The sequence below is a fragment of the Mycobacterium hubeiense genome, assembly GCF_002838065.1.
Classification (GTDB): Bacteria; Actinomycetota; Actinomycetes; order Mycobacteriales; family Mycobacteriaceae; genus Mycobacterium; species Mycobacterium hubeiense.
In genome coordinates, this window is record NZ_PIZU01000003.1 from 99,736 (window position 1) to 113,260 (window position 13,525).

At 66.2% G+C, this 13,525-nt stretch carries 12 protein-coding genes and 1 pseudogene; 7 read left to right on the forward strand and 6 right to left on the reverse strand.

Annotated features, from left to right (window positions below; translation table 11 throughout):
• Nucleotides 1–149 precede the first annotated feature (149 nt).
• Complete coding sequence (locus CWS39_RS03785) at nt 150–1,703, forward strand: succinic semialdehyde dehydrogenase (protein ID WP_102141575.1); 1,554 nt, start codon at nt 150–152, stop codon at nt 1,701–1,703.
• Nucleotides 1,704–1,733: 30 nt separating this feature from the next.
• On the opposite strand, the gene CWS39_RS03790 is transcribed toward CWS39_RS03785, so the two are convergent.
• Nucleotides 1,734–2,855 carry an NAD(P)H-dependent flavin oxidoreductase gene (locus CWS39_RS03790; protein ID WP_102141576.1) on the reverse strand — a complete coding sequence of 374 codons (1,122 nt, stop codon included), beginning with the start codon at nt 2,853–2,855 and terminating at the stop codon, nt 1,734–1,736.
• Nucleotides 2,855–4,543, reverse strand: coding sequence for an acyl-CoA synthetase (locus tag CWS39_RS03795; RefSeq protein WP_199177947.1), 1,689 nt, complete (start codon nt 4,541–4,543; stop codon nt 2,855–2,857). Before CWS39_RS03795 ends, CWS39_RS03790 begins: the two co-directional genes overlap by 1 nt.
• A gap of 33 nt (nt 4,544–4,576) precedes the next feature.
• On the opposite strand from CWS39_RS03795, the gene CWS39_RS03800 reads away from it, so the two are divergent.
• Nucleotides 4,577–5,377, forward strand: coding sequence for a crotonase/enoyl-CoA hydratase family protein (locus tag CWS39_RS03800; RefSeq protein ID WP_102141578.1), 801 nt, complete (start codon nt 4,577–4,579; stop codon nt 5,375–5,377).
• Here the strand turns inward: CWS39_RS03800 and CWS39_RS30440 are convergent.
• The 4 genes and pseudogenes from CWS39_RS30440 to CWS39_RS03820 form a co-directional block, all read right to left on the reverse strand.
• A pseudogene (locus CWS39_RS30440) lies at nt 5,364–5,698 on the reverse strand (hypothetical protein). The gene CWS39_RS03800 and the pseudogene CWS39_RS30440 overlap by 14 nt on opposite strands.
• A gap of 117 nt (nt 5,699–5,815) precedes the next feature.
• Nucleotides 5,816–7,036: a cytochrome P450 gene (locus CWS39_RS03810; protein ID WP_102141579.1), complete on the reverse strand. Its 1,221-nt coding sequence runs from the start codon at nt 7,034–7,036 to the stop codon at nt 5,816–5,818.
• A complete protein-coding gene (locus CWS39_RS03815; protein WP_102141580.1) occupies nt 7,033–7,761 on the reverse strand; it encodes an acetoacetate decarboxylase family protein in 729 nt (242 codons plus the stop codon). Before CWS39_RS03815 ends, CWS39_RS03810 begins: the two co-directional genes overlap by 4 nt.
• A 43-nt stretch (nt 7,762–7,804) precedes the next feature.
• Nucleotides 7,805–8,836, reverse strand: coding sequence for an LLM class F420-dependent oxidoreductase (locus CWS39_RS03820; protein ID WP_102141733.1), 1,032 nt, complete (start codon nt 8,834–8,836; stop codon nt 7,805–7,807).
• 49 nt (nt 8,837–8,885) lie between these two features.
• On the opposite strand from CWS39_RS03820, the gene CWS39_RS03825 reads away from it, so the two are divergent.
• The 5 genes from CWS39_RS03825 to CWS39_RS03845 are packed head-to-tail and all read left to right on the forward strand — an operon-like array spanning nt 8,886 to nt 13,394.
• On the forward strand, nt 8,886–9,878 hold the full coding sequence (locus CWS39_RS03825) for a Zn-ribbon domain-containing OB-fold protein (protein WP_102141581.1): 993 nt from the start codon (nt 8,886–8,888) through the stop codon (nt 9,876–9,878).
• Nucleotides 9,879–9,887: 9 nt separating this feature from the next.
• The gene (locus CWS39_RS03830) at nt 9,888–10,943 is read left to right on the forward strand and encodes a thiolase domain-containing protein (protein WP_199177948.1); all 1,056 of its coding nucleotides are present in this window, start codon (nt 9,888–9,890) and stop codon (nt 10,941–10,943) included.
• Complete coding sequence (locus CWS39_RS03835; RefSeq protein WP_102141583.1) at nt 10,943–12,118, forward strand: thiolase domain-containing protein; 1,176 nt, start codon at nt 10,943–10,945, stop codon at nt 12,116–12,118. The genes CWS39_RS03830 and CWS39_RS03835 overlap by 1 nt, the downstream gene beginning before the upstream one ends.
• Nucleotides 12,115–12,993, forward strand: a complete 879-nt coding sequence (locus tag CWS39_RS03840; RefSeq protein ID WP_102141584.1) for a TIGR03619 family F420-dependent LLM class oxidoreductase — start codon at nt 12,115–12,117, stop codon at nt 12,991–12,993. Before CWS39_RS03835 ends, CWS39_RS03840 begins: the two co-directional genes overlap by 4 nt.
• The gene (locus tag CWS39_RS03845) at nt 12,990–13,394 is read left to right on the forward strand and encodes a nuclear transport factor 2 family protein (protein WP_102141585.1); all 405 of its coding nucleotides are present in this window, start codon (nt 12,990–12,992) and stop codon (nt 13,392–13,394) included. Before CWS39_RS03840 ends, CWS39_RS03845 begins: the two co-directional genes overlap by 4 nt.
• The last annotated feature ends 131 nt before the right edge of the window (nt 13,395–13,525 follow it).

Consider the following 13,525-nt stretch of genomic DNA (forward strand, 5'->3'; position numbering starts at 1 on the left):
CGACCTCGTCGGGCGGCGACCCACGGCCCGATCGTCGCCGAGGCGATCGCTCGATACATCCCCTGACAACGCACACCATTGTGGCGACTGCTGCGCGCCGAGTAGGTTTGCCGCTATCCGCTTGTTACTCATCAGTAGGAGTGCTAACCATGCCGGCCCCATCCGCCGCGGACTTCGACCGCCTGCGCCAGCTCGTCGCCATCGAAGACATCACCGCACGGCAGTCGAGAACGATCGAAGAGGTCTTCACCGGCAAGGAGTTGACCACCATCCCGGTCGGCACCGCCGAGGACGTGACCGCTGCTGTGGCGAAAGCCCGTACCGCCCAGGCCGCATGGGCCAGGCGTCCGGTGAAGGAGCGCTGCGCGATCATCGAGCGCTACCGCGACCTGGCGATCGAGAATCGCGACTTCCTGATGGACGTGGCGCAGGCCGAAACGGGTAAGGCCCGGTCGGCGGCGCAGGAAGAGATCGTCGACATCATGCTCAATGCGCGCTACTACGCGCGTCAGGCGGCCAAACTGCTCAAGCCCAAGCGCGTGCAGGGGCTACTGCCGGGCATCGTCAAGACCGTCGTCAACTACCACCCGAAGGGTGTCGTCGGCGTCATCTCGCCGTGGAATTACCCGATGACGCTCTCGATTTCGGATTCCATCCCCGCGCTGCTGGCCGGCAATGCCGTCGTGGTCAAGCCGGACAGCCAGACTCCGTACTGCACGCTGGCCAATGCGGAACTGCTGTATCAGGCGGGGGTGCCGCGGGAGGTGTTCGCGGTGGTTCCCGGCCCCGGCTCGGTGGTGGGCACCGCGATCGTGGAGAACTGCGACTACCTGATGTTCACCGGCTCGACCGCCACCGGCCGCTCCCTGGCCGAGCAGTGCGGCCGTCGGCTCATCGGATTCTCCGCAGAGCTCGGCGGGAAGAACCCGATGATCGTCACCAAGGGGGCGAATCTGGACGAGGTGGCCAAGGCCGCGACGCGCGCGTGCTTCTCCAACGCCGGGCAGTTGTGCATCTCGATCGAACGCATCTACGTCGAGCGTGAGGTCGCTGACGAGTTCACTGCGAAGTTCGCCGAGCAAGTGCGCAACATGCGGCTCTCCCCCGCCTACGACTTCACCGCCGACATGGGCAGCCTGATCTCCGAGGACCAGATCAAGACCGTCTCCGGGCATGTCGACGACGCAAAGGTCAAGGGCGCCAAGGTGGTTGCGGGCGGAAATGCGCGGCCCGACATCGGCCCGCTGTTCTTCGAGCCGACGGTGCTGGCCGACGTCACCGACGAGATGGAATGCGCCCGCAACGAGACCTTCGGCCCGGTGGTGTCGATCTACCCGGTCGACAGCGTCGAGGAGGCCATCGAGAAGGCCAACGACACCGAGTACGGTCTCAACGCCAGCGTCTGGGCGGGCAGCAAGGCCGAGGGTGAGGCGATCGCGGCGCGCATCCGCGCGGGCACGGTCAACGTCGACGAGGGCTATGCGCTGACGTTCGGCAGCACGGCGGCCCCGATGGGCGGCATGAAGGCGTCCGGCGTGGGCCGGCGACACGGCGAGGACGGCATCCTCAAATACACCGAGCCGCAGACCGTGTCCACCGCTCGGGTGCTGAATCTGGATCCGCCACTGGGAATTTCGCAGACCTTCTGGCAGAAGGCGATGACCCCGATGATCCGGGCGGTGCAGGCCCTGCCGGGGCGTTGACGGATCGCGGGATGCCGCCGATTTCGCGGGCTAGTTGTCCCGAATACCGTCGAGCCGCTTCGTCGCGTCCTCGAAGCCCTTGACCAACTCGGCGATGATGTCGGCGACGGGCCGGATCTCGTTCATCCGACCGACGATCTGGCCCACCGGCATCGCCACGGTGTCGGGGTTGTCGGACTCATTCATCCGCTGATGTGCCTCGCTGACAAGGATGTTCTGCAGCGGCATCGGCAGCGGCTCAGGGGCATCCGGGGCATCCCACGCGTCGGTCCACTTCGTCTTCAGCAGCCGCGCCGGCTTGCCGGTGTAGATGCGGCGCCGCACGGTGTCGCTCGACGACGCCCGCAGCAGCGCCTCCTGGATCGTCGACACGCCACTGGGCTTGCGGTGACCGAGATCGTATTCGGCCGACGTCAAAAACGCCGAGCCCATCCACACGCCTTGCGCGCCGAGCGCCAGCGCCGCCGCCACCTGCCGTCCGGTGCCGATGCCACCGGCGGCCAGCACGGGGGCCTTACCGTCAAGGGCGTCAACGATTTCCGGCCAGAGCACCATCGAGCCGATCTCACCGGTGTGCCCGCCGGCCTCATGGCCCTGGGCGACGACGATGTCGACGCCGTTCTCGACATGCCGTTGCGCATGCTTGGCGCTACCGGCCAACGCCGCGACGGGTACGCCGGCTTCGTGCGCCTGGTCGATGACGTCCTTGGGCGGTGAGCCCAACGCGTTGGCGATCAGCTTGATCGGGTGCTTGAGCGCAACCTCGACGTGCGACCGCGCCACCGAATGCAGCCAGCCCAGCACGCCCTCGTTGCGTTGCTCGTCATCCGGCAAGGGCGGAACGCCAAGGTCGGCAAGCGTTTTCGCGACGAAGTCGCGATGCGACTGCGGGATCAGCTTGTCGATGTCGACGGCGGTGCCTTCTTGCGGCACCTTGGCGGGCATGACGACGTCGACGCCGTAGGGCTTGCCGTCGGTGTTCTCGTCCATCCAGCACAGCACGCGCTCGAGGTCGTCGGCCTCGTTGAACCGCACGCACCCCAGGACGCCCAGCCCGCCGGCCTTGCTGACCGCGGCGGCGACCTTCTCCGACGGCGTGAAGACGAAGATCGGGTACTCGATGCCGAAGCGATCGCACAGTTCGGTACGCATCAGGACGGGCTTCCTACGTGGTTGGCGTGCACATCATCGGGCTCGCGCTCCTCGGTGACGTCCTTGGCCCACCGGTAATCGGGCTTACCCGCCGGTGTGCGATGTATCTCGTCGACCCACCAAACCTTGCGCGGCACTTTGTATCCCGCGATCTCCTGGCGCACGAACGCGTCGAGGTCGGCCAGCGTCGGATTGGTGCCCGGACGGCGATGGACGACGGCCGCCACGCACTGGCCGTAGCGCTCGTCGGGCACACCGACCACCAGCGCGTCGAACACGTCCGGATGGCCCTTGAGGGCGGCCTCGACCTCTTCGGGGTAGATCTTCTCGCCGCCGCTGTTGATGGACTGCGAGCCGCGGCCCAGCATCGTCACCGTGCCGTCCGCTTCCACCTTGGCGTAGTCGCCGGGGATCGCGTAGCGCACGCCGTTGAAGGTCTTGAACGTCTCGGCCGTCTTCTTCTCGTCCTTGTAGTAGCCGACGGGAATGTGACCTCGCTTGGCGATGAAACCGACCTTGTCCGAGCCGGGTTGGACCTCGTTGCCGTCCTCGTCGAGCACGACGGTCTTCTTGTCGATGGTCACCCGCGGGCCGCCGGTATGCGCCTCGCCCTTGGCGACGACGCTGGTGCCGCCGAACCCGGTCTCCGAGGAGCCGATCGAGTCGGTGATGACGCGGTTGGGCAGCAGCTCGAGCAATTTCTCCTTGATGCTCGGGCTGAACAGCGCGGCAGTGCTGGCCAGCAGGAACAGGCTCGACAGGTCGGGCTCGTGGCCGGAGTCGTGCAGCTTGGTCAATGCGTCCAGCAGCGGGCGGGCCATCGCGTCGCCCGTGAAGAACAGCAGGTTGACCTTGTGCTTCTCGATGGTGCGCCACACCTCGTCGGCGTCGAATTCCGGTGCCAGCACAACGGTTCCGCCGGAGAACAACGCCATCCAGGTGGCGGACTGGGTGGCGCCGTGGATCATCGGCGGAATCGGATAGCGGATCATCGGCGGGCCCGCGGCGGCCTGCTTGGCCAGATCGTATTCGTCGGCGACCGGTTCGCCCGTCGCAAAGTCGGTGCCGCCGAACAGCACTCGGTAGATGTCCTCGTGGCGCCACATCACACCCTTGGGGAATCCGGTGGTGCCGCCGGTGTAGAGCAGGTAGATGTCGTCGGGGCTACGTTCGCCGAAATCGCGCTCGGGGGAGGCCTGTTCGAGCGCGGAGTAAAACTCCACGCCGCCGTAGCGCTGGTAGTCGTCGTCGCTACCGTCCTCGACCACCAGGATCGTCTTGACGTTCGGCGTCTCCGGCAACACGTTCGCGACGCGGTCGGCGTAGCGGCGTTCGTGCACCAGCGCGACCATGTCGGAGTTGTCGAACAGGTACTTCAGCTCACCCTCGACGTAGCGGAGGTTGACGTTGACCAGGATGGCGCCTGCCTTCACGATGCCGAGCATCGCGATGACGATCTCGATGCGGTTGCGGCAGTACAGGCCGACCTTGTCGTCCTTCTTGACGCCCTGGTCGATCAGGTAGTGCGCGAGGCAGTTGGCCTTCTCCTCGAGTTGGCCGTAGGTCAGCGTTTCGTCGCCGCAGATGAGGGCGACACGGTCAGGCACAGCGTCGATGGCGTGCTCGGCGAGGTCGGCAATGTTGAGGGCCACGGCACCTAAACTAGAACGTGTTACATTTCGTGACAAGTCTGTGGCTCCGACGCAGGAAGGCGACCACCCGTGAGCGAGTCCCAAAAAGGCCCCGACGCCCTCATTGAGCAGCGCGGACACACGCTGATCCTGACGCTGAACCGGCCGGAGGCGCGCAACGCGCTTTCCACCGAGATGCTCTCGATCATGGTCGAGGCGTGGGACCGCGTCGACAACGATCCGGAGATCCGGTCGTGCATCCTGACGGGTGCCGGCGGTTACTTCTGCGCGGGGATGGACCTGAAGGCGGCGACGGCCAAGCCGCCGGGCGACTCGTTCAAGGACGGCAGCTACGACCCGTCGCGCATTGACGGGCTGCTGAAGGGCCGGCGGCTCAAGAAGCCGCTGATCGCCGCGGTCGAAGGCCCGGCGATCGCGGGCGGTACCGAGATTCTGCAGGGCACCGATATCCGCGTCGCCGGCGAGAGCGCCAAATTCGGCATCTCCGAGGCCAAGTGGAGCCTGTACCCGATGGGCGGATCGGCGGTGCGGTTGGTTCGCCAGATCCCGTACACGATCGCCGCGGATCTGCTGTTGACGGGCCGGCACATCACGGCCGCCGAGGCGAAGGAGATCGGGCTGATCGGCTATGTGGTGCCCGACGGCACGGCGCTGGACAAGGCGCTGGAGATCGCCGAGGTGATCAACAACAACGGGCCGCTGGCGGTGCAGGCGATCCTGCAGTCCATCCGCGAGACCGAGGGCATGCCGGAGAACGAGGCGTTCAAGATCGACACGCAGATCGGCATCAAGGTGTTTCTGTCCGATGACGCCAAGGAAGGCCCGCTGGCGTTCAAGGAGAAGCGGTCGCCGAACTTCAAGATGCGCTAACGTACGCCGCCACCGTCACGTCGACGCAGAGGTACTCACCGATGGCGCGGGCCGTCGGCCAGTCGCCGGCGTGCACGGCGCGGGCAAGGTCGTCGACCAGTGGGCTGTTGGCGCCAGTTCCGCCAGCCATGCGGACACTGCCGTCGCGATCTCATGGCCTGCGACGCGGACGGTGCGGCCTTCGCGCAGGCGATCGCTGATCTGATAGATCGTCCTGTTTCGTGCGCCGAATTCTACACAAGGGTTGTGCTTCTCGCGCGAAAGCGACCCTCCCGCAGAAGTCGACGCGGAATTGCATACGCCGCCGCGGAGGCGCGTCATAGCTCGACTCAGAGGTACACACCGATCGCGTCAACACCTGCTGACGCCTCCAGCGGGCACATGCCTCCTGGCCGCGTCATCAACTGTTGACGCTGTCTTCCGGGGGTACCGCTCGCGCTAATCCAGCACCCGCTTTGTCGGGGTGAACACCACCGGCATCGACTCCAGGCCGCTGACGAAATTCGCCGGCCGCAGCGGCAGCGCCGACTCGTCGGCCAGCCGCAGATCGGGCAGCCGCGCCAGCACCTTGGTGAGCATCAGCCGCAGCTCCAGCCGGGCCAGCTGATTGCCCAGGCAGAAGTGCGTGCCGAAGCCGAACGCCATGTGGCTGTTGGGATCTCGGTCGATATGAAATGCATCAGGGTTCTCAAAAACCGACTCGTCGAAGTTCGCCGATTCGAACATCAACATGATCTTCTCGCCCTCTTTGAGGGCGGTGCCGTGGAACTCGGTGTCGGCGGTCAGCGTGCGGCACATGTTCTTCACCGGCGAGGTCCAACGCAGCATCTCTTCGATGGCGCCCGGCAGCAACGACTGGTCGGCGACGAGCCGCTCCCACTGGTCGCGGTGGCGCAGCACCTGTTCGGTGCCGCCGGACAGCGTGTGACGGGTGGTCTCGTCGCCACCGATCAGGATCAGCAGGGTCTCGAAGACGATCTCGTCGTCGCTCATCCGCTGACCCTCGACCTCGGCGTTCACCAGGATGGAGAACAAGTCTTCGGTCGGCTCGGCCCGCCGCTTGGCGATGATGTCCATGGTGAACGCCGTGTATGCGGCGAAGGCGTCCATCACCGCCTGAAACGCGGCCGACGTCGGGTCGAGATGCGAACTCAGACCGCACACCAGGTCGTCGGACCACTTGAGCAGCATGCCGCGCTCCTCGGGCAGCACGCCGAGCATGTCGCCGATCACCGCCATCGGCAGTGGGGCGGCGATATCGCGGACGAAATCACACTCGCCGCGCTCGCACACCGCGTCGATCAAAGTGTCGCAAAGCTTTTCGATGGACGGCACCTTGTCCATCACCCGCTTGCGGGTGAAGCCGGAGTTGACCAGTTTGCGGCGCAACAGATGTGCCGGGTCGTCCATGTCGATCATGTACGGCATACCCGGTTGATCGGGCCGGATGCCGCCGGTGGACGAGAACAGCTCCGGGTTGCGTTCGGCGTCGAGCACCGCCTGGTGCGTCGTCGCGGCGGCCAGGCCGTTGCGGTCCCGGAACACCGGCTGGTTGGCGCGCATCCAGCGGTACGCCTCGCGGGCCGCCGGGCCGTCGGCGTAGAAGTTGCCGTCGGTGAGGTCGACGTCGGGCTTCGTTTCGGGAAGAACCTGCGTCATGAAATCTCCTTGGCATCGCCGAAAGTCATCTCGACATTGGCAGACGATTGGCTCGCCAGTGCCCGTTTCGGTAAGCCCAGTTTTCTGAGTTCGTCCGCGTAGGGATGGTCGCCGAGGCGCAGACGCGCGCCACCCAGACGGGCACGCATCCCGGAATTGCGCATCTCCCAGGGAATTTCGCGGGTGACTCCGTCGCGGTGGCTGTAGGTGGTGAGCACCTGCGGTTTGGATGTCAACGACGACGGCAGCGGCAGCCCCTTGCCAAACTCGATACCGGCGATCAGCTTGCCGTTCTCGCTGACGTCGAAGTCGAACTTCGGCGTTTCGCGCGTGTTGAAATCGGCCATGATCTTCGGGAAGCCCCAAATTCGTTGGCCCGCTTCCAAAGTGAAGCTCTGGTTGACCGGCAGGTGGTGGATGAACGCCGCCGCAGAACCCAGCGCCCGCGGGCCCCGGGCCGTCGACCCCGGCGGGTTGACCATCACCGCGGTGCCGAATTCGTGGTACTGGCCGAGGTCGCCGTCGATGTAGCGCACCAGCATCAGCATCGTCATCGCCCGGCCGGGCAGGTATTCGCACACCCGCAGCCCGCTGTAGTCGATCATCTGCTGCGCTGCTGCTGCCGACACCGAGAACATCGCGACGTGGGTGTCGGCCTTGCGGATCCGTACCGGCATGGTCAGCACCGTGCCGGCGATGGTGTGTTGGGAGACCGAGTCCGTCATCCGGTCAATCTAGAACGCGTTCTAGACAAGTCGCAAGAAGTGTCTACACCAGGGTGGCGAGCTCGGCGATCTGCTCACGCGACCGCCCACTGACCACCATCATGGTCACGCCGGCCGCTTCCCACACCTTGACCTGTTCACGGACGTAGTCCGCATCGCCGACGATGGCGGCGTCGTCGACGAGCTCGTCCGGAATGATCGCCGCGGCCTCGTCCTTGCGGTCGCTGCGGAACAGCTTGGTCACGTCGTCGACCACCTCGGAATAGCCCATCCGGCGATACACGTCAGCATGGAAGTTGGTGTCCTCGGCGCCCATCCCGCCCATGTAGAGCGCCAGATACGGCTTCATCGCCGCGAACGCGGCCGGCCGGTCCTCGGTGATGACGATGTTGGCCGTCGCGCAGATCTCGAAGTCCTCGCGGCTGCGCCGGGCGCCCGGCCGGGCGAAGCCCTCGTCGAGCCATTCGTTGTAGGTGTCGGCCATCCGCGGCGTGTAGAAGATCGGCAACCAGCCGTCGGCGATCTCGGCGGCCATCGCCACGTTCTTCGGCCCCTCGGCACCCAGCATGATCGGGATGTCCGCCCGCAGCGGATGGGTGATCGGTTTGAGCGCCTTGCCCAGGCCGGTGGTGCCCTCGCCGGTCAGCGGCAGCGGGTAGTGCGGCCCGTCGCTGGTCACCGGGGCCTCGCGCGCCCACACCTGCCGGATGATGTGGATGTACTCACGCGTGCGGGCCAGCGGCTTGGGGAAGCGCTGCCCGTACCAACCCTCGACGACCTGCGGCCCTGACACACCCAGGCCGAGGATGTGCCGGCCGCCGGAGAGGTGGTCCAGCGTCAGCGCGGCCATCGCGCAGGCGGTCGGTGTGCGCGCCGAGAGCTGCACCACCGAGGTGCCCAGCCGCAACCGTCGCGTCGACGAGCCCCACCAGGCCAGCGGCGTGTACGCGTCTGACCCCCACGCCTCAGCGGTGAACACGGCGTCGAAGCCCGACTCCTCGGCCGCGGCCACCAGGTCGGCGTGGTTCTCCGGCGGCTGAGCGCCCCAGTAGCCGAGTTGAAGTCCGAGCTTCATCCGCACACCCTTCTTGAAACCATTCTTAGAACCTGTTCTACTCGATGCTGTGACACCCAGCCAAAGCAGCCCGGTGCAGATCGACACCCATGAGCCGCCCCTTTCAGCGCCGCTGAAGCTGTCCTTCGACTACACCCGTTCAGTCGGCCCTGTGCTCAGCCAGTTCTTCACCGCCCTGCGCTCGCGACGCATCGTCGGCGTGCGTGGGTCGGACGGCCGAGTGCATGTGCCACCCGCTGAGTATGACCCGGTCACCTACGCGCCCCTGACCGAGGTAGTGCCGGTGGCCAGCGTCGGCACCGTGGTCTCGTGGACGTGGCAGCCGACGCCCTTGGCGGGCCAGCCACTGGACCGCCCGTTCGCGTGGGCGCTGATCAAACTCGACGGCGCGGACACCCCGCTGCTGCATGCGGTCGACGCAGGGAGCGCCGACGCGATCGCCACGGGCGCCCGGGTGCACGTGCACTGGGTCAACGAGCCGGTCGGCGCGATCACCGACATCGCCTACTTCGCGCTGGGGGACGAACCCGAACCGGTGCCCGACGCGCAAGACGACAAGGATCCGGTGACCGTGCTCGTGTCGCCGTCGTCGATCGAGATCCAGCACACCGCGTCGCTGCCCGAGAGCACGTTCCTGCGCGCGTTGCAGGACGGCAAGCTGCTCGGTGCGCGGTCCGGTAAGGACGGCAAGGTGTACTTCCCGCCGCGCGAAGCCGACCCGGCCACCGGGAAGCCGCTCGACGAGTTCGTGGAGCTGCCCGACAAGGGGACGGTGACGACGTTCGCAATCATCAACATCCCGTTCGCGGGCCAGCGCATCAAGCCGCCGTATGTCGCGGCCTACGTGCTTCTCGACGGCGCCGACATCCCGTTCCTGCACCTGGTCACCGAGATCGACGCCACCGAGGTCCGGATGGGCATGCGGGTCGAGGCGGTGTGGAAGCCCCGCGAGGAATGGGGTCTGGGCATCGACAACATCTCGCATTTCCGGCCGACCGGTGAACCGGACGCCGACTACGACACCTACAAGCACCACCTGTGAGGGCACTTAATGACTGACGTTGCAGTGGTCGGCTTCGCCCACGCTCCCCACGTACGCCGCACCGACGGCACCACCAACGGCGTCGAAATGCTGATGCCGTGTTTCGCGCAGCTTTACGACGAGCTCGGAATCAGCCAGCGCGACATCGGCTTCTGGTGCTCCGGCTCGTCGGATTACCTTGCCGGCCGGGCGTTCTCGTTCATCTCGGCGATCGACTCGATCGGCGCGGTACCGCCGATCAACGAATCGCACGTGGAGATGGACGCCGCCTGGGCGCTCTACGAGGCCTACATCAAACTGCTGACCGGCGAGGTCGAGACCGCGCTGGTGTACGGCTTCGGCAAGTCCTCGGCGGGCACGCTGCGCCGCGTGCTGGCGCTGCAGACCGACCCGTATTCCGTTGCGCCGCTGTGGCCGGACTCGGTGTCGATGGCCGGGCTGCAGGCCCGGTTCGGTTTGGACGCAGGCAAGTGGACCTACGAGCAGATGGCGCAGGTGGCGCTGGACTCATTCGCGGTGGCCTCGCGGACGGACTCCGAAAAGCCCGCGAAAAGCATCGACGAACTGCTGTCGCGGCCATTCTTCGCCGATCCGCTGCGACGGCACGACATCGCGCCGATCACCGACGGCGCGTCGGCCATTGTGCTGGCGGCCGGTGACCGGGCCCGCGAACTGCGCGAAAACCCCGCCTGGATCACCGGTTTCGAGCACCGCATCGAGACCCCGGTGCTGGGCGCGCGGGATCTGACGGTGTCACCGTCGACCGCCGCGTCGGCCAAGGCGGCGACGGGCGGGGACGTGTCGAGCATCGACGTGGCCGAGATCTACGCGCCGTTCACTCATCAACACCTGATCCTCACCGAGGCGATCGGGCTGGGCGAGTCGACGAAAATCAACCCGTCGGGCGGCACGCTGGCGGCCAACCCGATGTTCTCGGCGGGCCTGGAGCGAATCGGCTTTGCCGCCGAGCACATTTTCGACGGGTCCGCTTCCCGCGTGCTGGCGCATGCGACGAGCGGGCCTGCGCTGCAACAGAATCTCGTGGCCGTTTTGGAGGGGCGCTGATGGGCAAGCAACTAGCGGCCGTGCTGGGCACCGGGCAGACGAAGTACGTCGCCAAGCGCCAGGATGTGTCGATGAACGGGCTGGTCCGCGAGGCGATCGACAGGGCGCTGGCGGATTCGGGCTCGACAATGGACGACATCGACGCCGTCGTCGTCGGCAAGGCGCCGGACTTCTTCGAGGGCGTCATGATGCCCGAGTTGTTCATGGCCGACGCCGTGGGTGCGACGGGTAAGCCGCTGATCCGGGTGCACACCGCCGGCTCGGTGGGCGGGTCGACGGGCGTGGTGGCCGCGAGCCTGGTGCAGTCGGGCAAGTACAAGCGCGTGCTGGCGATGGCGTGGGAGAAACAGTCGGAATCGAATGCCATGTGGGCGTTGAGCATTCCGGTGCCGTTCACCAAACCCGTCGGCGCCGGCGCCGGCGGGTACTTCGCGCCGCACGGAGTCGCCTACATCCGCCGTTCGGGGGCGCCGACGCACATCGGCGCCATGGTCGCGGTCAAGGACCGGCTCAACGGCGCCAAGAACCCGCTGGCGCATCTGCATCAGCCCGACATCACCCTGGAGAAGGTGCTGAGCAGCCAGATGCTGTGGGATCCCATCCGATTCGACGAGACGTGCCCGTCGTCGGATGGTGCGTGTGCGGTGGTGATCGGCGACGAAGAGATCGCCGACAAGCACGTCGCAGACGGAAAGCCCGTCGCCTGGATCCACGCCACCGCGCTGCGGACCGAGCCGCTGGCCTACGCCGGTCGCGACCAGGTCAACCCGCAGGCCGGCCGCGACGCGGCTGCGGCGCTGTGGAAGGCGGCCGGCATCACCAGCCCGATCGACGAGATCGACGTCGCCGAGATCTACGTACCGTTCTCCTGGTTCGAGCCGATGTGGTTGGAAAACCTCGGCTTTATGCCCGAGGGCGAAGGATGGAAGCTCACCGAGGCGGGCGAAACCGCGATCGGCGGCCGGTTGCCGGTCAACCCCTCCGGCGGCGTGCTGTCGTCCAATCCCATTGGGGCGTCGGGCCTGATCCGGTTCGCCGAGGCCGCGATCCAGGTGATGGGCAAGGCCGGAGAACACCAAGTGCAAGGCGCCCGCAAAGCGCTCGGCCACGCGTACGGTGGCGGCTCGCAGTACTACTCGATGTGGGTCGTCGGCGCAGACAAGCCAAGCCGATGAAGTACACCTGCAGCGTGGCGATGGGGCCGGCCGACGAACTCATCGAGATCGCCAAGACCGCTGAGGAAGTCGGCTTCGACTCGATCGCCCTGCCGGATTCGCTGTTCTACATGGAGAAGCAGTCCACGGACTACCCGTACACCCCGGACGGCTCGCGGATGTGGAACGCCGACACCCCGTGGGTGGATCCGCTGATCGCCGCGGCCGCCATGGGAGCGGTGACGTCGACGCTGCGGTTCTACACAAACGTGATGAAGCTGGGCTCGCGCAATCCGCTGCTGCTGGCCCGGCAGGTCGGCTCGGTGGCCAATCTGACCAACAACCGGTTCGGGTTCGGCGTCGGCATCGGCTGGGCGCCAGAGGAATTCGAGTGGTGCGGCCAGCCGTACGCCAAGCGCGGCAAGCGCGTGGACGAGATGATCGAGGTCATCAAACTCGTCCTCGGCGGCGGCATGGTCGAGTTCCACGGCGAGTTCTACGACTTCGACAAGCTGCAGATGAGCCCAGCACCGTCGCAGCCGGTGCCGTTCTACGTCGGCGGCCACACCGAGGTGGCGCTGAAGCGGGCGGCCCGGGTGGGTGACGGGTGGACCAGCGCGATGATGACCGGCGAGCAGCTAGCCGAGACCATCGGCAAACTGAAGGCGCTGCTCGCCGAGTACGGCCGCGAAGATGCGCCTTTCGAATACCAGGCGGTGTGCATCGACAAGTTCGGCGTCGACGGACATCGCGAGCTAGCCGAGGCAGGGGTCACCGACAACATCGTCATCCCGTGGATATTCGACGGGCTGGGCTTCGATGCGCCGCTGGACAAGAAGAAGGATTCCATGAAGCGATTCGCCGACACCTATATCCACTCGGGATGGCAGAAATGACGGAAACCCCAGCGCATCTGGCGGGCAAGCGCTCTCGCGAAGCCGCGATGGCGCATGACAAGCAGGCGTGGCTGGACAACTTCGCCGACGACGCGATAGTCGAGGATCCGATCGGGCCGTCGCATTTCGACCCGGAGGGCAAGGGCCATCGCGGTAAGGAGGCGATCGCCAAGTTCTACGACATGGCCATCGCACCGAGCGAAATCACGTTCAACTTCGAGAAGACCTACCAGTGCGGCAACGAGGAAGCCAACGTCGGCAACATCGTGATCAGGGCCGCAGGATACGAGGTCACCGCGGAAGGCGTCTTCACCTACCGCGTCAACGACGAGGGCAAGATCGTCGCGCTGCGCGCCTACTGGGAACTCGACAAGGCCACGGCCAGCGCGCGCAAGCTCTGACGGGTTGATCGCACGCACCTGACGTTTTGCCAGCTCGGCACGGTCGTGCCGCGGCCTTTGTTGCGCGGGGACAACGCCGCGGCGACAGTTGGTCGGTTCGGGACGTCGTTTCCATCCAGGATCGCTCGTAG